This is a genomic window from Micromonospora sp. NBC_00389 (assembly GCF_036059255.1).
Taxonomy (GTDB): Bacteria; Actinomycetota; Actinomycetes; order Mycobacteriales; family Micromonosporaceae; genus Micromonospora.
This window is the reverse complement of sequence record NZ_CP107947.1, coordinates 6,658,900-6,679,492: the sequence shown is the minus strand read 5'-3', so window position 1 is coordinate 6,679,492 and position 20,593 is coordinate 6,658,900. Positions and strand designations below refer to the sequence as shown.

The 20,593-nt window shown below is 68.6% G+C and carries 17 protein-coding genes and 2 pseudogenes; 9 read left to right on the top strand and 10 right to left on the bottom strand.

What is annotated here, in order from left to right; all coding sequences use genetic code 11:
• Window positions 1-148 precede the first annotated feature (148 nt).
• The 4 genes and pseudogenes from OG470_RS31595 to OG470_RS31580 all read right to left on the bottom strand — a co-directional run.
• On the bottom strand, window positions 149-775 hold the full coding sequence (locus OG470_RS31595; RefSeq protein ID WP_328418213.1) for a dihydrofolate reductase family protein: 627 nt from the start codon (window positions 773-775) through the stop codon (window positions 149-151).
• The gene (locus tag OG470_RS31590) at window positions 772-1,248 is read right to left on the bottom strand and encodes an SRPBCC domain-containing protein (RefSeq protein ID WP_328418211.1); all 477 of its coding nucleotides are present in this window, start codon (window positions 1,246-1,248) and stop codon (window positions 772-774) included. The genes OG470_RS31595 and OG470_RS31590 overlap by 4 nt, the downstream gene beginning before the upstream one ends.
• Window positions 1,245-1,583 (bottom strand): ArsR/SmtB family transcription factor, encoded by a 339-nt coding sequence (locus OG470_RS31585; RefSeq protein WP_328418210.1) that lies wholly within the window; start codon window positions 1,581-1,583, stop codon window positions 1,245-1,247. Before OG470_RS31585 ends, OG470_RS31590 begins: the two co-directional genes overlap by 4 nt.
• Window positions 1,584-1,835: 252 nt before the next feature.
• Window positions 1,836-2,249, bottom strand: a pseudogene (locus OG470_RS31580) (ABC transporter permease); the annotation flags it as partial.
• Between the two features lie 229 nt (window positions 2,250-2,478).
• Here OG470_RS31580 and OG470_RS31575 point away from each other — a divergent pair.
• On the top strand, window positions 2,479-3,567 hold the full coding sequence (locus tag OG470_RS31575; protein WP_328414502.1) for an ISAs1 family transposase: 1,089 nt from the start codon (window positions 2,479-2,481) through the stop codon (window positions 3,565-3,567).
• Between the two features lie 16 nt (window positions 3,568-3,583).
• On the opposite strand, the pseudogene OG470_RS31570 reads toward OG470_RS31575, so the two are convergent.
• From OG470_RS31570 to OG470_RS31555, 4 genes and pseudogenes are all read right to left on the bottom strand, one after another.
• A pseudogene (locus tag OG470_RS31570) lies at window positions 3,584-3,961 on the bottom strand (ABC transporter permease); the annotation flags it as partial.
• Window positions 3,958-4,899, bottom strand: coding sequence for an ATP-binding cassette domain-containing protein (locus OG470_RS31565; RefSeq protein WP_328418209.1), 942 nt, complete (start codon window positions 4,897-4,899; stop codon window positions 3,958-3,960). The gene OG470_RS31565 and the pseudogene OG470_RS31570, both read right to left, overlap by 4 nt.
• Entirely contained in the window at window positions 4,896-5,354 is a 459-nt protein-coding gene (locus OG470_RS31560) for a hypothetical protein (RefSeq protein ID WP_328418208.1), read from the bottom strand. The genes OG470_RS31565 and OG470_RS31560 overlap by 4 nt, the downstream gene beginning before the upstream one ends.
• Before the next feature lie 438 nt (window positions 5,355-5,792).
• Window positions 5,793-6,554: an SDR family oxidoreductase gene (locus tag OG470_RS31555; RefSeq protein ID WP_328418207.1), complete on the bottom strand. Its 762-nt coding sequence runs from the start codon at window positions 6,552-6,554 to the stop codon at window positions 5,793-5,795.
• A 107-nt stretch (window positions 6,555-6,661) separates the two neighbouring features.
• Here OG470_RS31555 and OG470_RS31550 point away from each other — a divergent pair, with 107 nt between their 5' ends.
• The 6 genes from OG470_RS31550 to OG470_RS31525 all read left to right on the top strand — a co-directional run bounded on the left by OG470_RS31550 (window position 6,662) and on the right by OG470_RS31525 (window position 15,105).
• Window positions 6,662-9,328 carry an ATP-binding protein gene (locus OG470_RS31550; protein WP_328418206.1) on the top strand — a complete coding sequence of 889 codons (2,667 nt, stop codon included), beginning with the start codon at window positions 6,662-6,664 and terminating at the stop codon, window positions 9,326-9,328.
• Window positions 9,329-9,653: 325 nt separating this feature from the next.
• A complete protein-coding gene (locus OG470_RS31545) occupies window positions 9,654-11,084 on the top strand; it encodes a nucleotidyl transferase AbiEii/AbiGii toxin family protein (protein WP_328418204.1) in 1,431 nt (476 codons plus the stop codon).
• A gap of 35 nt (window positions 11,085-11,119) precedes the next feature.
• Window positions 11,120-12,058: a nucleotidyl transferase AbiEii/AbiGii toxin family protein gene (locus OG470_RS31540; RefSeq protein WP_328418202.1), complete on the top strand. Its 939-nt coding sequence runs from the start codon at window positions 11,120-11,122 to the stop codon at window positions 12,056-12,058.
• A gap of 191 nt (window positions 12,059-12,249) precedes the next feature.
• Entirely contained in the window at window positions 12,250-12,882 is a 633-nt protein-coding gene (locus OG470_RS31535) for an HIT family protein (RefSeq protein WP_328418200.1), read from the top strand.
• Window positions 12,883-12,955: 73 nt separating this feature from the next.
• Window positions 12,956-14,379 (top strand): IS3 family transposase gene (locus OG470_RS31530; RefSeq protein ID WP_442931204.1). Its coding sequence is split into 2 segments (ribosomal slippage): window positions 12,956-13,313 and window positions 13,313-14,379, totalling 1,425 coding nucleotides; the frame shifts between segments, so codons are not numbered across the junction.
• A 306-nt stretch (window positions 14,380-14,685) separates the two neighbouring features.
• Entirely contained in the window at window positions 14,686-15,105 is a 420-nt protein-coding gene (locus OG470_RS31525; RefSeq protein ID WP_328418199.1) for an OsmC family protein, read from the top strand.
• Window positions 15,106-15,145: 40 nt separating this feature from the next.
• On the opposite strand, the gene OG470_RS31520 is transcribed toward OG470_RS31525, so the two are convergent.
• Both OG470_RS31520 and OG470_RS31515 read right to left on the bottom strand, forming a co-directional pair.
• Window positions 15,146-17,704: an ABC transporter permease gene (locus tag OG470_RS31520; RefSeq protein WP_328418197.1), complete on the bottom strand. Its 2,559-nt coding sequence runs from the start codon at window positions 17,702-17,704 to the stop codon at window positions 15,146-15,148.
• The gene (locus OG470_RS31515) at window positions 17,701-18,402 is read right to left on the bottom strand and encodes an ABC transporter ATP-binding protein (protein WP_328418195.1); all 702 of its coding nucleotides are present in this window, start codon (window positions 18,400-18,402) and stop codon (window positions 17,701-17,703) included. Before OG470_RS31515 ends, OG470_RS31520 begins: the two co-directional genes overlap by 4 nt.
• A gap of 262 nt (window positions 18,403-18,664) precedes the next feature.
• Here OG470_RS31515 and OG470_RS31510 point away from each other — a divergent pair, with 262 nt between their 5' ends.
• Window positions 18,665-19,873, top strand: coding sequence for a sensor histidine kinase (locus OG470_RS31510; RefSeq protein WP_328418194.1), 1,209 nt, complete (start codon window positions 18,665-18,667; stop codon window positions 19,871-19,873).
• On the top strand, window positions 19,864-20,523 hold the full coding sequence (locus tag OG470_RS31505) for a response regulator transcription factor (RefSeq protein WP_328418193.1): 660 nt from the start codon (window positions 19,864-19,866) through the stop codon (window positions 20,521-20,523). Before OG470_RS31510 ends, OG470_RS31505 begins: the two co-directional genes overlap by 10 nt.
• Window positions 20,524-20,593: the final 70 nt, after the last annotated feature.

The following is a 20,593-nucleotide window of genomic DNA, read 5'->3' as shown; positions in this document are numbered from 1 at the left end:
CGCCCAACTTGGATCGAGGCGCGTCGTGGGGGCGCTCGGGTCGGCCGTCGGCCGCCCACATCACCGGCACCGGGGCGGCCCGTTGCCGGGGGAGAGGACAGCGCCGCCGAGGATCAGTCGGTGGCCGGCCATATTGTGAGCGCGGTGACTATACGAAGGCCGTGACGCCCTCGTATTCCCCCACCCGGGCGGCGCCGACACACTCGTACTCGAGCAACAGCAGGCCGTTCGCCGTCACCTCGTGGTGAACGAGCCGGAGGCCGACGGGTGCACTCGGGTGGTCGAGCAGCCGCCGCCCGGAACCGGTCACAGTGGGGGCGACGACGAGCCGGAGTTTGTCGACGAGGCCGGCCGACAACAGGGCCTTGCCGAGTCGCGCACTCCCGTGGATCTGGAGTTCCCGTCCCGGCTGCGCCTTGAGCTTCCCGACAGTCTGGATCGGGTCGCCGCGGAGCACCGTCGCCGGGTGCCAACTACCCTCCGTGAGGGTGTTCGTCACGACGTACTTCGGTAGTGAGTTCATCCGCTCCGTGAATGGGTCGTCCGGGTCGGTGATGTGCGGCCAGTCGCGAGCGAACGCCTCATAGGTCCGCCGCCCGAGCAGCAGACCGTCGGCGAGACCCAGCCATTCAGAGGTACGCCGGACGAAGAGCTCGTCCAGGTAGGGCACGAGCCAGCCGCCCTGGGTGAAGCCATCGCTCGTATCCTCGGTCGGAGATCCGGGACCCTGGCTGACCCCGTCGAGGGTTACGAACTCGGTGAGGACGATCTTCATCGCACGCCCTGGCCTTCAGCGACCCCGGCGAGTTGCTTGGTGACCGAGCCCCAGCCTTCGACGAAGCCGAGTTCCTCGTGACGGGCGCGTGCGGCGGGATCACCATGTCGGACGATGATCCGGTAGTCCGTGCCGTGGGGATGATCGCTCAGGGTGATCTCGGCGGTCATGGGGACCGGTGCAGGGTTAGTGGGGCGCCAGGCGCTGTCGATCGCGTTCGTGAACACGATCCGCTCTAGCTCGTCAACGACGAGGAAGGTTGCGTCGACGTGCGGGACGAACTGCACTCCGTCGTTGCTGAGTCGGGTCACGAGTGCACCGCCGGGCCGGACGTCCAAGCGGTCAACGCGGCACCGGGTCGGAGCCGGCACCCACCATTTCTCGAAGCGGGACGGGTCGGTCCACGCGCTCCACACGGCGGCGCGGGGGGCGCGAATGACCCGCTCCAGGGCCAGATCCAGTTCAGGATTCACTGTTGGTTCTCCTTCGGATCGGTGACGAGGCGTTCGAGGCGATCGGTGCGCTCTTCCCAGATCTGGCGCTGCTCCGCGAGCCAGCCTTCGACGAGGGCGAGGCGCTCACGGTTGAGCACGCAGGTGCGCACCCGGCCGGACTTGACCGTGCGGATCAGCCCGTTCGACTCGAGCGTCCGTACGTGCTTCATGAACGACGGAAGGGTCATCGGAAACTCGCGGGCGAGATCGCCGACGCTCGTCGGACCGCGGCCGAGTCGTCGGATGACACGGCGCCGCGTCGGGTCGGCGAGGGCGATGAACACGCCGTCGAGCTGTTCCCAATACTGTGCCACACGGCTAAGCATTGCTTGCCGCGATACTTAGCGCAAGGGCAAAGTATTGACGCCCTCGGTCCTCCGCATGGTCGTGACCATGTCAACCACTCGACGGTCGATGTGCCGCGCAGGCGACGAACGCCACGTGGCGATGCTGGATGTTCTGGGCAGGCCGGATCGAGCAGACAGTTCGGCGCCGCCTCGGCGAAACGAAGTTCGCAGAGGCGGCGCTGGAAGGCACTCAGACGAGCTGGAGTCAGTTGGTCCCGGTCACGCGCGCTTCTTGAAGGTGGAGCCTGCCCAGAGGTATCCGATGAGTGCGATGCCGATGCACCAGGTGATGGCGGTGATCGTGGTGCTGGTGGTTGGTGTGCCGTTGAGCAACCCGCGGAGGGTTTCGATGATCGACGTGAAGGGCTGGTATTCGGCGAACTGCCGGAGGCCCGGCCCCATCTTCTCCGCCGGGACGATCGCGCTGCTGAAGAACGGCAGCATGACCAGTGGCACGGCGGCCAGGCCGGCGGTTTCTGGGGACTTGGCGAACAGTCCGAGGGCGACGGTGAGCCAACCGGCCGCGAACCCGAGCAGCACGATGATGCCGAGCACGGCGAGCCAGTCGAGGGAACTCGCCGACGGGTTGAATCCCAGCAGGAAAGCCACCCCGAGGAGCAGGGCTCCGGCAAGGTAGCGATATGACCGGTCTGGCCGTTTGAGTGCAGACGCTCCTGATCATCACGGTATGAGGACAGGCGCGGCCTTTCGATGATCATCCAGGTGTCGAAGCTGGGAAGATCAAAGAGGACCGCGCCCGTTGGGAACATCATCGCTGATTGACGTGTTGGCCGTGCACGCGGACCGCTTGGACGAGCCGTTGACAGGCGGCCGGACGAGCTTGGTCACGGCGTTGAGGCAGGTGCCGGACCGGCGAGACCCTCGCGGTGTCGTCCATGCGCTGCCCGGGGTCCTGGCCGCCGCGGTCGCGGCGGTGTTGACCGGCGCCCGGTCCGCGGCGGCCGTCGCCGAATGGGCCGGCGACGTCCCGCAGCAGGTCCTCGCCGAGTTGGGCGTGTTCCGAGACCCGCTCACCGGGGTGTATCGGGCGCCGGACGAGTCCACATTCCGGCGGATCCTGGCTGGCGTCGACGCCGACGCCCTGGACGACGCGGTCGGCCGGTGGCTCATCGCCTCCGGGCCGGCGGCAGGAACCCCGACCGGGCGGCGTGTGTACAGCGTGGACGGCAAAACCCTGCGGGGCAGCGGACCGGCCGGAGCGCAGGTGCACCTGCTGGCCGTGCTGGACCAACGCACCGGGGCGGTCCTCGCCCAAGTCGACGTGGCCGGCAAGACCAATGAGATCACCCGCTTCCAGCCGCTGCTGGCCGCCCTCGACCTGAGCGCGGCGCTCGTCACCGCTGATGCGTTACACACCCAACGCGAGCATGCCCGCTGGCTCGCCGAGACCAAGCACGCCGGCTACCTGTTCACCGTGAAGAAGAACCAGCCGCGTCTGTATCGGCAGCTCAAAGCCCTGCCCTGGACGAAGGTCCCGGTCCAAGACGAGACCGGCGAACGCGGCCACGGCCGCTACGACATCCGCCGTCTACAAGCGGTCACCTGCACCGGGCCGCTCGCCCTGGACTTCCCACACGCCGTCCAAGCCCTGCGGATCCGCCGCCGCCGACTCAACCTGAGCACCGGCCGCTGGTCCACCGTCACCGTCTACGCCATCACCAACCTGACCGCCGCCCAGGCCAACCCCGCCGACCTGGCCGACGGGCTACGCGGACACTGGGCCATCGAAACCCTGCACCACATCCGCGACACCACCTACGGCGAAGACGCCAGCCGCCTGCGCACCCGCAACGCACCCCGCGCAATGGCCACCCTGCGCAACACCGCGATCAGCCTGCTCCGCCTCGCCGGCATCACCACCATCGCCCAAGCCCTCCGCCGCAACAGCCGAAACCCCTACCGACCGCTACAACTCCTCGGACTCACCTGAAGTCCGGCATATGACTACCTTGCCGGAGCCCTGCCCCGAGGAGGGATCCGATGGCGATCAGGTTGGTCAGCAGGCTGGCGATGACGTGACCGGTCAGTACCGCACCGCGGGAGACGTCCATGACCTTGAACCGGTTGATGATGCCTTTGGTCATGTCGGAGTTCACCGCCGTGGCGGTGGCCCCCAGCCCGTAACACACGGCCAGCAGCATCAGCCCGGGTGTGGCGTAGTCGATGTAGTCGACGCCGACGTTGAAGGCGTCTCCGAACATGTACACGAACATCAACATGAGCACGATGGGCATCAGGACGGCATTGAAGACTGAGGTGGGGTTCCGGGCGATGTGTTTGAAGTTGCGGCGCAACATGACCATCGAGTGGGATGGGGTGCTCATTTCGCTGCTACCTCCGTGGTGCGGCCGGTCAGGGCGAGGAAAACGTCATCGAGGTCTGGGGTGTGCACGGAGAACGCTTCGGCGTTGATCGTGTTTTCGTCGAGCCTGTCGAGCAGGGCCCGCAGTGACTTGGTTCCGCCGTCGCTGGGCACTCGCAGGGTCAGTGCTTCGTTGTCGCGGGTGGAGTCGGTGAGGACCCGCGCGGCCGCGTCGAGTTCGCCGGCGGTGGTGAAGCGGAGTCGGACGTGGCTGCCGGGGACCTGGGCTTTGAGGTCGTCGGGGGTGCCCTGGGCGACCAGGCGGCCCTGGTCGAGGACGGCGATCCGGTCGGCGAGCTGGTCGGCTTCCTCGAGGTACTGGGTGGTGAGGAAGATGGTGACGCCGTCGGTGACCAGTTCGCGGACGATGTCCCACATCGTTCGGCGGCTGCGCGGGTCCAGTCCCGTCGTCGGCTCGTCCAGGAAGATGATGCGGGGCTTGCCGACCAGGGTCATCGCCAGGTCCAGCTTGCGGCGCATACCCCCGGAATAGGTGGACACCGGCTTCAGCGCCGACTCGGCCAGGTCGAAGCGTTCCAGCAGGTCGGTGACGACCCGCCGGCCGGCGGTAGAGCCCAGACGCTTCAGGTCCGCCATCAGCTGCAGGTTTTCCTGCCCCGTCAGCAGCTCGTCCACCGCCGCGAACTGACCGGTGACCCCGATCGCCGCCCGCACCGCCTTGGTCTCGGTCGCGACATCATGCCCGGCAACCCGAACCGTCCCGGCGTCGGCCTTCATCAACGTGGTCAACACGTTCACCGTCGTGGTCTTACCCGCCCCATTCGGACCGAGCAGGGAAAACACCGTGCCCGCACGCACATCCAGATCGATGCCATCGAGCACCACCTTGTCCCCGAAGGCTTTCCGTAGCCCTGAAACTGCAATCGCTGACGTCGTCATGCGACCGACCCCCCGTTGTCGGCGGCGGTCACCTCGGGCGTCGTGGCCGAAGCGGCGTCGAGCGCTCCGATGATCTTGCGAGTCATCTCGGCCACGGTGGGGCTGGGCTCGCCCGGCTGGGTCCGGGTGGCTGCTTCGAGGGCGATCATGACGGTGCTGTGGAAGTTGTCGGCCTCTGCCGGAGCCTGCATCTTGAGCAGGCTCATGGCTGCCGTCAGGGCTGGCAGCACGTGGTCGGCGATGTCGGCGACGGACTTGCCGTTCAGGTTGGCGCCGGTGGACTTCTCGGCGAGTACGTGCCCGATCGGGCCGGTCGCGGAGGCCAGGGCGATGGAGCCGGCGGTGGCGATCTTGTGAGGCGAGCCGGCCGCACCGGCGGCGGCCAGCAGCGTGACGGCGCCGTACGCGGCGGTCCGCATGGTTAGCTTGTCCTGATCGGAAAACGTGACGGACACGTTCGTGCTCCTTTGAATCTGGTACGAAATTCCAATGAGCGGACGGATGATGGAATGCGGTCCTGGTAAACGGGCCACGGCCGAATCCTCGGGGAGGAACGACAACGGCTCGGCTGCCGGGACTGATCGTCGGGAGTTGTGGGCGGAGGGCGGGCGTACGGCACTCCAGGACACGGGCTCGGTGCCAGCCGTCGATTGCGTGGCCAATCGGGGTCCAGAAGACGTCTAAGAGCCGCCGCGAATCCGCATCGGATATCCGGGTCTGTCATGTGCTGTGTTCCCTTTAATAGTCTTGCGGCCGCAATCGCTGACACGGCAGCGCATAGTCGGGGGTGACGCCCGCGACGGCGAACGACACGACCAGGTCGGCCAGTCCGGAGTCAGCCCGTGATCGGGGACATCACTCGATGAGCTGGATCGCCACGCTGTATCTGCAGCTCAGATCCGAGCGCCGAGGAAGCAGCCGCCGGTCACGTCCAGCACGTCGCCGGTGACCCAGCGGGCATCGTCGGAAGCCAGGAAGGCGATCACCGCCGCGATGTCCGCCGGCAGGCCGACACGGTTGAGGGCGTTGGCCGCGCCGAGCCGAGCCTCCACCTCCGGAGTGGAAACCATCCAGCCTGACGACTCGGTCACGGTCGGCCCGGGAGCCACGGCGTTGACGGTGATGCCGCGCGTGCCGACTGCCTGCGCCAGGCTGCGGCTCAGCGCGTTGATCGCGCCCTTGCTCATGGCATAGGCCAGCTCGGGCTGGGCGACCCGGGTCGCCGCCGAGGAGAGGTTGATGATGCGCCCACCGTCGGCCATCATCGGCAGAGCCCGTTGGATGATGAAGAACGGCGCCTTGACGTTGACCGCGAACAGCCGGTCGTACGTCTCGGCAGTGGTCTCCGCCAGCGATCCAGCCGAGCTCAGCGCGGCATTGTTGACCAGGACGTCCAACGGCCGTCCCGCCAGGCCGTACTTCAGTCCCGCGAAGAGGGTGTCCACGTCACCTGACTTGCCCAGCTCGGCGCGGATGGGGAACGCCCGCCCGCCGACTTGCTCGATCTCGCTCACTGTTTGCTTGGCTGCCTCATCGTTGTTGCCGTAGTGCACCGCGACCAGGGCACCGTCAACGGCCAGCCGCAGTGCGATCGCCCTGCCGATGCCGCGCGAGGCACCGGTCACCAGGGCGGTCTTGCCGTTCAGAGCAGTCATGCCGCACTCCTTGGTTCAGATCAACTGCACGGAACGCTAGGTCCGGGCGCGGCCGAAGGAATGAGTAAGGTGACTCACGATTCGTCCTAGGTATGAGGGGAAACAGGATGCTGCAGGGGCGGGCGGAGGAGATCAAAGCCATCGAGGCTCTCCTTGCCGACGCGAGATCCGGCGTCAGCGGTGTCCTGGTGATCAAGGGCGAGCCCGGTGTGGGGAAGTCCGCGCTCTTGGACCACGCCGTGCGGGCCGCCGATGGGGCGAGCGTGCTGCGCGGAGCCGGCGTGGAGACCGACGTCGAGCTGCCCTTCGCCGCCCTGCACCTGCTGCTGCACCCCGCTCTCGATCGGCTCGACGCCCTTCCCGGACCGCAGGCCGCGGCCTTGCGCGGGGCGTTCGGCCTGGCGCCGGTAGCGAAAGCCGACAGGTTCCTGGTCGGGCTGGCTACGCTCAGCCTGTTGTCGGAGCTGGCCGAGGAACGACCACTGCTCGCTGTCGTCGACGACGCCCAATGGCTCGACCAGGCCTCGGCCGCCGCGCTGGTGTTCGCGTCGCGGCGGTTGCAGTCCGAGGGCGTCGCCTTCCTGGTCGCCGCGCGCGACGATCACGACGCCTTCCCCACCACCGGCCTGCCGGAGCTGCGTCTGGGCGGGTTGGCGCGCGACGACGCCGAGCGCCTGCTCGACGACGGGCTTCCCGCCCATCTGCGAGAGCAGGTGCTCAGGGAGGCTGACGGCAACCCGCTGGCTCTCATCGAGTTGTCCAAGGCCGCTTATGCGGGCGAGTTCGAGATCGCCGGGCCGCTCCCGCTCACACACCGGCTCCTGAATGCCTTCGCCGGCCAGATCCACCGGTTGGTGGAACCCACCAGGAAGATGCTCGCGGTGGCGGCCGCCGAGGACACCGGCGCTTTGGGGATCGTGCTGCCCGCGGCCGGCGCGCTGGGTATCCCCGCCGAAGCGATGGAGCCGGCCGAGCTGGCCGGGCTCGTCAGGGTCACCGGCGGTGTCGTGCGCTTCCGCCATCCGCTGCTGCGTTCGGCCGCCTACCAGGGTGTGCCCTCCTCACAGCGTCGTGCGATCCATCGGGCACTGGCCGGAACCGTGAGCGGCGACCGGCGGGCCTGGCACCTCGCCCTGGCGGCGACCGGGCCGGACGAGCAGATCGCCGACACCCTCGAACATTCAGCCGAGCGGGCCGGTGCCCGCCTCGGCTACGCGGCCATGGCGACGGCCTATGAGCGCTCCGCGCAGCTCAGCGCCGATCAGAATCACATGGCCCGGCGGTTGGCCGCGGCGGCGATGGCGGCCAAGGAGGCGGGCCAGTCCAGCCGTGCGGCGGACCTGAGTGAGCGCGCCGCGCAGCTGACCGGCGACGCCATGACCTTGGCCCGGCTCGCCGAGGTCAGGGCGGCGGTGGCGTTCGACGAGGGGTCGCCGCGGCGAGCGGCTCGGTTCCTCATCGACGGGGCTGCCCGCATCGCCGAGGCCGATCCCCGGTCTGCCGCTCGCATGCTCGCGGCCGCCTCGCACAACGTCTGGTCCGCCGGTGACCCCGCGCTGGCCGCGGAGGCGTCGCGGCTGCTCGACCGGCTTGAGCTTCCCCCACAAGACAGTCTCGGCGGCCTCGCCCGCGGACTCGGGTTCATCTTCGGCGGCGATCTCGAGGCCGGGTACCCACTACTGAGCGACTTCCTCCAGCAGCCACCGCCGACCAACGTCGAGGGGGAGCTGATGATGGCCAACCCCGCCTTTGTTACCGGCCGCCTCAGCCAAGCTGTCGAGTTGGTCACCTCCGCGGTCGCCCACTGTCGCGCCGAGGGCCGCATCCGGCTGCTCCCCTTCGCCCTCAACCATCTCGCGTACACCCAGATCATGGCCGGGCACCACCGGGACGCGCGCAACAACGCCGAGGAGGCGCTCCAGATCGCGTTGGACACCGGCCAACCTCACCCCGCCGCCGGACTACACGGCCAGCTCGCCTGGCTCGCCGCCGTCGAGGGAGACGAGGAACGCTGCCGCTCCCTGGCCGAGGACGGCATCAGGTTCGCGCTCACCCACAATGCCCCGGCCGTAGGCCTGCTCCCGACATGGGCGCTGGCGATGCTCGACCTGACCCAGGGACGCGATCAGGCGGCACTCGACCGCCTCCAGGCGTACCGCCGCGGCTCGTCGCACTTCGGCGGCCGGATCGTCGTCGACGAGGTCGAGGCCGCGATCCGGCTCGGCACACCGGAACGCGTCCAGGAGTCGGTGGCGCAACTCGAACGCTGGACCGCGCTGTCCGGCGAAGCGTGGGCGGCCGCCCTGGTCGCACGCTGCCACGCACTCCTGCGCGACTCCGAAGAGCACTTCAACCAGGCCCTGAAGCTGTACGACCTGGCCGCCCAGCCCTACGAGCAGGCCAGAACGCAACTCGCCTACGGCGAGTGGCTGCGTCGTCGGCGCCGCAAGGCGGAAGCCCGCCCCCACCTCCGCCAGGCCCACGAGGCCTTCGACCGCCTCGGCGCGCGCCCGTGGGCCGATCGGGCGTCCGCCGAACTACGCGCCACCGGCGAGGCGACGCTCAACCGGCGCCGCGTCGATCCTGGTACCGCGCTGACCGCCCAGGAGTTGCAGGTCGTACGCCTAGCCGCGACCGGAGTCACCAACCGCGACATCGCCGCGCACCTCCTGCTCAGCCCGCGCACTATCGGGCAGCACCTGTACAAGGCATTTCCGAAGCTGGGCATCTCGTCCCGGACGGAACTGGCCAGGCTAGATCTCGATCGGCTATGAGCTCTGAGCGCTATTCGATCCACCGACGCTTGGAGAAGCGCTACGGCGCCGTAGAGCGTTATCCGCCGACCACCCACGGGCTACACGCTGCGTCGATCGATGACCTGGAAGTCCGACAAAAGCCATAGCCTGCGGCGTGCGGAATCCGTTTCCCGGCCCGACGGCCGTGCCATAGACTCCGCCGGTGCTTGAGGTGTCGGGGGACTTCGAGATCCACATTACGGTTCACGCTCATCAGGGCGGGGAGCTGTCGGCGTTCGCCAGTCGGCATGGCGTGAAGTTGGTCCACATTGTGCTCGATCGTGGCGCGTACGTCTCTCAACCGATGCTCACTCTGACTGGCCGAGGCAATCTGGCCGAACAGCACGCCGCAGTGCAGCGTTGGCAACGCGAACTGCGCGAGGCGGGGATATACCCGTGCCGCTCAAAGATCGAGGCGGCGCCGTGGTGCGTCGGCGTACCGCAGTCGGATGAGCAGGCTGCAGTCGAGCCGGGTGGCCGGTATTTCGAGCATCACGTCAAACTGCTGCTACCCAGTACGGCGGTGGCGGATCTGGTGGCTCTCACCGATCTGGTCGCGCCGCACGGGGCGCGGCTGTCACACAACGCCCGCCGCGAGTTCGCGGACGGCGTGCAGGAGCGGTTCGTCAACCAGCGCTGTCACGGTGTTGGGCTGGCCACTGCCCGGCAGCGGCTCGAGGAGCTTGTCGAGACCCTCCGGGCCGCGGGCCACGCGCCCACGAAGGTGGAGCAGGAGTACGTCGTCTTCGACAGTGACGTCCACCATGACCAGGGCTGGCTGGACCTGCCCATGTCGGGCGCGAGCGGTTGGGCACTGGAGCGCGAGGACAGGATGAGGTCCGCGCCGGCCGGCTCACCGCACTACCCACCGACCTACCAACCGCTGCCTGCCAGCCCGACGGTCCGCCAGCGGGCGGCTTTCGACCCCGCCCTCAAGCAGTACTCGAACGCCTACCGAGCCGGTGAACCCGACTTCCTCGTGGCGGCCACCGGCCGGCTGTGGACCAACGCTCGACGCACTGCCATGAACCAGGTCTTGGCAGCCCTCGCTGCGACACCCTGGGGTCAGCATCTGGTCCTGCGCGGCAGCGTCACCATGGCGGCCTGGGTCGGCGACGCCGCCCGAGAACCGGGCGACCTCGATTTCGTGGTCACCCCGCACACCCTCACCAGCGACAGCGCCGAGGCCCGCGCGATGCTCGATGACATCAGGACCGCCGTCCGAGCCGCACCCGGTACCAGCCTGCAACCTGACCGCATCACCGAGTCCGCCATCTGGACGTATGAACGCGCTGACGGACGCCGCCTGCTCATCCCGTTCAGCACACCGGAGCTACCGGACGGCCATGTGCAGATCGATGTCGTCTTCGGTGAGAAACTGCCCCTCCCACCGGAGGTGCTGATACTTCCCGACGTCGACGAGCCGTTGCTGGCCGCGCCCGCCTCGCTGGCACTGGCGTGGAAGCTGCTGTGGCTTGCCACCGACATGTACCCACAGGGCAAGGACCTCTACGACGCCGTCCTGCTCGCCGAACACACCGCCGTCGACCAGGCCCTCGTCCGCCAGCTCATGCGACCGGAACTCGGCGTCGAAGCCGATACCTTCACGGCCGAGACGGTCCTGTCCTGGCAGGTCGACTGGGGTAACTTCACCGACGAGTACCCCGGAATCACGGGCACGGCCGAGCAGTGGACCAGGCGGCTGGCGCTGGCCCTCGAGCGCGCCTGGAACTGATGGGCCTTGGCATGCCTCACCATGTCAACGCGCGGATGACCGCTCCGGTGGACATTGCACAGCGGGCCGTGCTTGATCACCTGCTAGGTCTGGTCGCGGAGTCGCACTGCGCCGACACTCTCGTCCTATGCGGGAGCCTGACGATGCCCGCGTGGCTCGGTGAGCAAGCTCGGCCCCCAGGGGACGTCGACTGGGTAGTCCGGCCACTGGCTTTCGTCCCGCGCGATGACCGGGACCCATATCCCTACCTGCCCCGGCTGGACCCTGTCCAGCATTGGCCGGAGGCAGCCCACGGGGCAGCCCGCAACGAGATCTGGACGTACGAGGAGTTCGAAACCGGCGGTCAGCACCCGCGGTTGCCGCCGGAAGGGCTCAGCTGGCTGTCCGCAGTCGAAGAACCGAATCGTCCGCACGACGAGTTGCTCGAGGTGGTGGCGCGTAAGCCCTACGCCGATAACACTATTCGGCTCGACGCTGAAGCCGCAGACCGTGACGCGATGTGGGGATACACCGAGTACGGAAACTCTTACGAGGGAGCGGGTGTCCGGCTGCATGTTCCGTGGCACGCGCCGGACGGTTCCACGGGAAGTGTTCAGCTCGATTTCGCGTACGACGAATATTTACCCGAGCCGCCGGTGCTTACCGCCGTGCCGCGCCGTGACGGCCGGCCCCCCGCGGCTCTGTGGACAGCGAGCCGGGAGCTGTCACTGGTCTGGAAGCTGCGATGGCTCTGCACCGACCAGGCTGAAAGAGGGGTTTCTGCGGGGAAGGACCTGTACGACGCGGTGCTGCTCGCGGAACTCGACGGCATCCGGATATCCCGCCGTCTGCGCCGCCTGGTGCTCGGCACGGCCCTTCTCAGCTCGGACGCGGTCCGAAGCTGGGCGATTGACGGTTCCGGTCCGTTGGGTGCCGACGCCGAACCGTGGCTGGTCAGGCTCGCCCGGGCGGTGCAGGTGCTGTACGAAGCGTGAGCGTCATACCCACCGCCCCTGAAACCTTCGGGCATGCTCGTTGCCGGTCCGTCCGAGGTGTAGGGGTTGCTGGGCGAAGTTGCCACGGTCGGCCTGATCCGGACCATCGAGTACGAGACCATCGGGCGGTGCCTGGCAGCCACAACGGGGCTTTTGATCACGTGGAATCTTGTCGTACTAGTCTTCGCCGCATGGCCTTGCGACCGGACGAGTTCTATGACCACGCAGTCGCCGTCGCGGACAGCGAGCGCCGGCTCCCGTTGGCACGCATGACGGGATGGGAGATCAGCCCGTTCGAGCCGGACGGGCTGCGCGTGGCGCCGTTGCGCCCGCCGGTGCTCCCGGAGCCCGCGCGGCACGGCGAGGATCCGTCGGACTGCAACGCCTGCCGCGATCGGGACGAGGGGATCTGGTTCAACGATCACTGGCGGCTGGTCCGGATTCCGGGAGTGGGCGTTCCGCTGGTGCTCATGCTGTATCCGCGCGATCACTACGACATGGCGGATCTACCTGACGAACTGGCCGCCGAACTGGGGCTGTTGAGCACTCGCATCGTCCGCCACATGCAGGCGCTGCCGCACGTCTCGCGGGCCCACGTCTACCGCATCGGAGATGGTGGCGCCCACCTGCACATCTGGTTCTTCGCTCGGCCCGAGGGGCAGGCCCAATTGTACGGGTCGTGGCTGGTCGTCTGGGACGACCTGCTGCCGGAGTATCCAGCGGACGTCGCAGAAGCTGACGCTGAAATCGTGGCAGACGCGTTGGTCGCGAGCCACGGAGGCCGCCGGTCGCCCACCAGCGCCCTGTCTGTCAGGGTGAGTTGAGGCCAGCGGCTCGTAGCAAGTCCGTCTGACGGGGCGAGTTCAGGATCGAGAAGCGTTGGATACTGCTGTTGACATGGTGGCGGCCCAGGATGGGGTCATGAGTCGTAAGAGAGGTCCACGCTCGGACGGGCCGCGGGCGCGTCGGTCGTTCACCCCAGGTCAGAAGCTGGACCTGCTGGCCCGGTATGAGCAGGCCGTGGCGGCGGGTGAGGGTGGGGCGTTCCTGCGGCGGGAGGGTTTGTACTCGTCGTTGATGTCGGAGTGGCGCCGGGCGCGGGACGCCGGGTTGTTGCAGGGCAAGCCGGCCGGGGAGACGGTCGGGCGGCCCAGCGCCGAGCAGGCGGAGATCGCCCGGTTGCGGCGTGAGTTGGAGCGTACGCAGTCGCGGTTGGCGCGGACGGAGACGGCGCTGCAGATCATGGGAAAAGCGCGCGAGCTCTTGGAGGACATCTCCAGGAGCGAGCCGGACGGTCCGGACGTGTTCGGGCTCGGCAGGCGTTGATGGACGCCTACCAGGCATTGACCGATGCGGGGACCACGACGCGGGACGCGGCGCGGGTGACCGGGATCGCCCGGGCCAGCGCGGATCGGGACCGGCGCCGACCAAGCCCGACGGCCTCGCCGCGGCGGGCGCCGGCGAACGCGCTCAGCACCGCCGAGCGGGAGCAGGTTTTGGCGGTGCTGGACAGCCCGGAATTCGTCGACGCCGCTCCGGCGCAGATCTATGCGGCGCTGCTAGACCAGGGCGTGTATGTGGGCTCGATTGCCACGATGTACCGGATCCTGCGCGAGTACCGGCAGGTGCGTGAGCGTCGCAGGCTGGCCCGGCATCCGGCCCGCAAGCGTCCCGAGCTGGTCGCCGACGGGCCGCGGCAGGTCTACAGCTGGGACATCACGAAACTCGCCGGCCCGGCCAAGGGCGTCTACTACGACGCCTACGTGATGATCGATATCTGGTCGCGGTACATCGTCGGGGTGCGCGTGCACGCCCGCGAGTCCGGACCGTTGGCCGAGGCCATGATGCGGAAAGTGTTCGACGTCCACGGTGTCCCGCACGTGGTCCACGCCGACAGAGGCACCTCGATGACCTCGAAGTCGGTTGCTGACCTGCTCGAAGACCTGACCGTGACCCGCTCGCACTCACGGCCGAAGGTGTCCAACGACAATCCGTACAGCGAAGCCTGGTTCAAGACGTTGAAGTACGCGCAGGTCTTCCCGGACCGGTTCGCGTCCCTCGCCGACGCCCGGGCGTTCATGACCGACTTCGTGACCTGGTACAACCACGCCCACCGGCATAGCGGGATCGGCCTGCACACCCCCGCCGAAGTCCACCACGGCCGGCATAACACCGTGCGGGCCGGCCGGGAACAGACCCTGACCGCGGCCCGCGCCGCGCACCCGCACCGGTTCAGCACGACCCGGCTCCTGCCCAAGATCCTCGACCTGCCCGACCAGGTCTGGATCAACAAGCCAGAACCCGAACCACAAGCCGCTTAACTCCCGCTGGCCTCAATCCCTTGACACGTTCCGGCGAACCGGCCGCCTGACCGGCCTGATCCATGACCCGAATGTCACCGTGAGGGCTGTTGCCACCGCCGCCGTGCGGATTTGCCAAGGTCACGTGTTCGGATCTGCCGCTGGTAAGGCGCGGGCGGGCAAGGCCTTGACCACGCGGCAATACCTTTGCCCTCGAAGCCGACGTCTGATTCCTGTCGGGGATGACGATCGGCCGGCAGGCCGGTGGCTCGGGGACCAGGAGGCCCGGGTAGTTTCCCTGTCATGAGTGAGGACACCTTCCGCTCGGTGGAGATCGAGCGCACCAGCGTGGGGAACTACGTCGCGCGGAATGTCCGCGGCGGGTCGATGTCGATGGGCACGGGCGAGGACGCAAGCTTTACGCCGGTGGAACTGCTTCTGGCTGCCATCGGCGGCTGCACTGCGGTAGACGTGGACTACATCACCAGCCGCCGCGCCGAGCCGACCCAGTTCTCCGTCGAGGTCAGTGGCGACAAAATCCGGGACGAGGCCGGAGGAAACCGGATGCAGAACCTCAAGGTCGAGTTCACCGTGACGTTCCCGGTGGGCGCGGACGGCGACCGGGCGCGCGAGGCGCTGCCCCGGTCGCTGCAGCAGTCGCACGAACGACTGTGCACCGTCTCCCGTACCGTCGAACTTGGCACTCCCGTCTCGGTCGTCGAGGCTGCCGGATCCACCGAAGACTGAGGTCTTCGGGCGTCATCCGGGGTTACCGATGCCGCCGGCGTCACTCGCGAACGCCAATCGCGTCGACCGGCTGCGACCGCATGGCGGTCCGGGTCGAGGTCATGATGGCGGCCCAGCCGAGCAGCGCGGCGACCGCGACGATTCCCAGGTAGATGAGCGGTGGGATGGACGGAATCAGTGTCCTGGTCAGCCCGAGGCTCGTGCCGATCAACGACGGGATCGCGGCCAGGGTACCGATGAGAACGGCGGCGACGACGATGATCCTCGTCTCGCTGCGCATCATCGCGAACACCTGGCGACGGGTGGCGCCGACCAGTTGGAGCAGGGCGAACTCGCGAAAGCGTGCGGCGGTCGCCATCACCAGGGTGTTCACCACGGCGATCGCGAGGTAGCCGAGCAGGACCGCGTTGAGGATGAGGCCGACCGCCGACTCTCCGGCGGCGGCATCGCGCTGCGCGGCGACGAACGACTCGCGGTTGTTGACCTGAACGGTCGGGAGGTGTTGGACAGCGGATCGCAACGCATCGCCGAGTGCCCCGACGTCGGTTCCCGTGGCCGCCGCGATCAGCACCGCGAAGTCCAGGCGGTCGGTGGTGTGCTCCAGTACGAGGTCGTGCGGCAGCGTGACGTCACCGAGGCCGAGTCCTCTCTCGTAGAGCGCCACCACCGTGGGTTTGATCGGCGTGCCGTCACCGAGACGGAGGTCGACGGTGTCACCGAGAGCAGCGCCGAGGGTGCCCGCCGCGATCCGGCTCAACGCCACCGTGTTGCCCCGCACCTCCGCGACATCGCCCTCGAGAACCGCGAGATCCAAAGTCTCGGCGAGCCGGTCGCCGATGATCCCCTGTGCCGAGTAGGTCCTGATCTGAGGACTGTCTCCCGAGGCGAAGGTCGCCAGCGTCCGCGTACGGACGACCGGGGTCACCGCCGAGACGCCGGGCACGTCCCGGAGCACGTCCGCGACCTCGGGCGACACACCGGCGGACGTGGACGTGACGACGTAATCCGCCCGCAGGCCGTCCTCGGCCTGATCCTGCGCGGCCGCGCTCGCGGTCGTCCCGCTGAAGAGTTGCCCGGCGGCCAGGATGATGCCCATGATCAGCGGAGTGGTCGCCGCGGCGAGCCGCCGGGAGTTGGCGTGCGCGTTCGCGGTCGCGAGGAACCCGCTGACGCCCGACCTGCGGTTCAACCAGGGACCCAGCACGGTGACGGCGCCACTGAGCAACCGCGGCCCCAGCAGCGCGATGGCGAAGATGAGCAGGAACGCCGAGAAGGCCGCGCTTTCAGCGGCCCCTTCACCGGGCAGCACCAGCGGCAGCACGAACGCCATGGCGAGACCGGCGGGGACCAGCAGCAAGCCGACGGTCAACCGGAGCCATCCGAGTTTGGGCGGCTCCAACGCGGCCTCGCCGAGCGCGTCCACCGGCCTGAGCCTGGCCGCGCGCCGTGCGGCTATCCAACCGCCCAGACGGGCGCCGACCAGGCACAGCACCACCGCCGCGAGTACCGGCAGCGGACTGATCGACAGCTCGAAGTCGTCCGGTATCGCGCCGACCAGGGTGAAGGTTTCGCGGAGGAGGAAGCTCAGCCCGATGCCCGGAATCACCCCGAGCACCGCCCCGAGCGTGCCCACCACCATGGTCTCGGCGGCGATCATGCCAAGCATCTGCTTCGGGGTCGCGCCGATCGCCCTCAACAGCGCCAGCTCCCGCAGCCGCTGCCGAACGGACAAAGCGAGTGTGCTCGCCACGACGATCATGATCACCACAACCATGGTGCCGCCGAACGCCAGGGACAGCTCGCTGATGAACGAACGCGTGCTGCCGATGTCGAGGAACTCGGCCTCGCTGCGGTCACTGCCGGCGTACACGACCACGTCCGAGACCGCCGCCTCGATGGCGCCTGCCAACTCGTCGGCACTGACACCGGGTGCGGCCAGCACACCGATCACGTCCACCCGGTCCGGTTGGCCGGTCAACTCCCGGGCCCGATCTTCGGTGAAGAACAGTGTGGGCTGCCGGGCGAGTTTGCCTCCAGGCAGACCCGCGATGCCGGTCACCCGGTAGATCGACGTGTTCGAGCCGACCGCGAGCCGAACCGACGCGCCGACGCTGACGCCGGCCCGCTCGGCCAGCGCGGAGTCCAGCACCACGTCGTCCGGCCCGGTCGGGGCCTGGCCGGCGGTCGTGGTGAACGGGCCGAGCGCGGCCGACTGCCAGCCATGCCCCAGCGCGGGGGTGCCGGCGAGCACCTCGGCGTCCGCCGTCACGAGGCTGACCGGGACGTTGACGTCGGCGATCGCCGCCCGGACGCCAGGCACTCGCGCGATGTCGCCGACCCGATCGGCCGGTAGGGTGGCCCGCTCGCCGAACCTGGGATCCACGTCGTCGGCCACCGGCAGTGCCTGCGGGGCGCCCACCACCAGGTCGGCAGCCTGGTAGCGCTCGGTCGGCACGCCCGAGCGCTCGCTGCTCTCCAACAGGATCCCGCAGGCCGTGATCACCGCCGACCCGAACAGCACCGCGACGAACGCCGCGACGAACCCGCCCTTCCGTCCCTTGATCGTGCTCCAGGCCAACGCCAGCATTCGGCGGTTCACGCCTCCCCCAGGTGAGTCATCCGCTCGGCGATCTGCTCGGCGGACGGTCGGGGCATCTCGCCGGCCAACCGGCCGTCCGCGAGGAACACCACGGTGTCGGCCTGCGCGGCCGCGACCGGATCGTGCGTCACCATCAGCACGGTCTGCCCCAGGTCGTCGACGATCTTCCTGAGCAGTGCCAGGACCTGGCGACCGCTGCGGCTGTCCAGCGCGCCCGTCGGCTCGTCGGCGCACACCAGGTCGGGCCGGTTGATGAGCGCCCTGGCGATCGCCACCCGCTGCTGCTGGCCACCGGAGAGCTGGCTCGGGCGGCGGTCGTGATGCTCGGCGAGCCCGACCGCGGCGAGGACGCTCGCCAGTTGCTCGGGATCGACCGGTTTCTCGGCCAACCGGACGGGCAACGTGACGTTGTCCGCCACGGTCAGTGCACCGAGCAGGTTGTACGCCTGGAAGACGAACCCGATCCGGTCCCTGCGCAGCTCGGTCAGCTCTGTCTCCGGCCGGCCGGACAACTCCGTGTCACCCAGCACGACCCGGCCCGACGTCGGCTGGTCCAGACCGGCCGCGCAGTTCAGAAACGTGCTCTTGCCGGAGCCGGACGGGCCCATGACGGCGGTGAACGTACCGCGCCGGAATCCGACCGTCACCCCGTCGAGAGCGCGTACCTCGTTCTTCCCCGACCCGTATGTTTTGGACACCGAATCCAACTGCACCGCGTACGTACACGACGTCCTTGCACCCGGCTGTAGCGAGTCGGTCGCGGTGGCCTCGGCCAGTGCCACGCGTCGCCTCGATGGGTTTCTGCTGTTCAACCTCATGCCGTCCGACGCTACGAGTCATGTCGGCGCGAACCACTACCCCTTACCACCGGATCTGAGGTACAGCTGGCTGTAGTGCCGCGGGCGGCAGCCACAGGGCAGACTTCACGCCGTGTCGGGAACTCGAAGGGACGCTGCCTCCGTGGGTGCGCAGAAAGGGCATCCTGTGACGTCGGGTCGGCGGTGGGTGCAGGTGTGGCGCGGCGGGGTCTACCTGCTGGGATCGCTGGCCTCCGGGATCGCCACGGTGCTCGCGCTGCCGCTGCTGTGCCATCCGCGGCTCGCCCGGCGTTGGGCGGAAAGGCACCGTGACCGCGCCGGCCGGCTGCTCGGTACGCCGTCGGCACCGCGTCCCGCCCTGCGCGCGACGGGACGCCGAGCCTGGGCCGATCCGACCACGCGCCGCGACCTGCTCTGGCTGCCAGTGAACGCCATGACCGGGGTAGCGCTCGGCCTGCCCGCACTGCTGTGCGCGGGCAACGTCCTGCTCGCCACGATCGCGACACCACTCTGGTGGGCTTTCAGGCTGCAGGACCGGCCACGGCTGTTCATCGATATTCCGGTGACCGGCTGGGCGACGGCGCTCACCCTCGGGCCACTGCAGATCCTGCTGCTCGCCGCGCTGGCGTACCTGGTCTTCCCGCCGATCGCTCGCGCGCACGCCCGGATCTGCCTGGGAGTGCTGTCGCACTCAACGGTCGAACAGCTCGCCGACCGGGTCGCCGTGTTGACCCGCACCCGGGCGGACGTGCTCGACGCACACGGAGCGGAGCTGCGCCGGATCGAGCGCGACCTGCACGACGGTACCCAGGCCCGGCTGGTGGCCATCGCGATGCGGCTGGCCGTGGCCCGGCAGGCGCTGTCCGACAATCCGCGGGACGAGCAGTTCGTGGAAGGACTTCTTCGGGACGCACATGAGGGAACCGAAGAGGCGATGACAGAGCTACGCGAGGTGATCCGCACCGTCTATCCGCCGATTCTCGCCGACCGGGGCCTCGACGGCGCTCTGACCGCCGTGACAGCCCGCTGCGGCGTGCCGACCCGACTGGACATCGGCGACCTGGGACGGGTCCCGGCGGCCGTGGAGGCTGTCGTCTACTTCGCCGTCGCCGAGGCACTGACCAACGTCGTCAGGCACAGCCATGCGACCGCGGCCAGCGTCGGGGTCAGCCGCACGGCAGACCGGTTGTCGGTAATGATCACTGACAACGGCACCGGCGGCGCCGACGATCGGCGGGGCACCGGCCTGGCCGGGATCCGTCGTCGGGTGCTCGCGCTCGACGGCACCGTCGACGTCGACAGCCCGGTCGGCGGGCCGACGACCATCACCATGGAGCTGCTGTGCGGGTAGTGATCGCCGAAGACAACGTGCTGCTGTCCACCGGGCTGGAGCTGCTGCTCAACCGCGTGGGCTTTCACATCGCCGCCATCGCTGACAATGCGGCGGGCTTCCTCACCGCCGTGCGGGACCACCAACCCGACGTCACCATCGTCGACGTCCGGCTGCCGCCGTCATTTCGCGACGAGGGCATCCGAGCCGCTCTGCAGGCCCGTAGAGAGCACCCCGGCCTGCCGGTCCTGGTGCTGTCGCAATACGTCGAGCAGCAGTACGCCGCCGAACTACTCTCCACCACCGGCGGCGGCGTCGGCTACCTCCTCAAGGACCGCGTCAGCCGAGTCGACGAGTTCGTCGACGCGCTGCGCCGCGTCGCCGCCGGTGGCACCGCCATGGACCCCGAGGTCATCGCGCAACTCGTCCAACGCGCCGGCGACCCGATCGCCGCGCTCACCCCCCGCGAACGCGAGGTACTCGCGTTGATGGCGCAGGGACACGACAACGACACGATCGCTCAGCAGCTTGTCATCACCGACAACGCCGTACACAAGCACATCGGCAACATCTTCGCCAAGCTCGGCCTCGTCGTGACCGACAGCGGCCACCGCCGCGTCCTCGCCGTCCTCACCTACCTCAACGCGGCGGGTGCTCGGTCCTCTCCGTGACCCTCTTGCCGAGATCGTTTCACGAGCGTAGGAAGAACACGACGATCCACCCACCACCGTCGACCCCTGC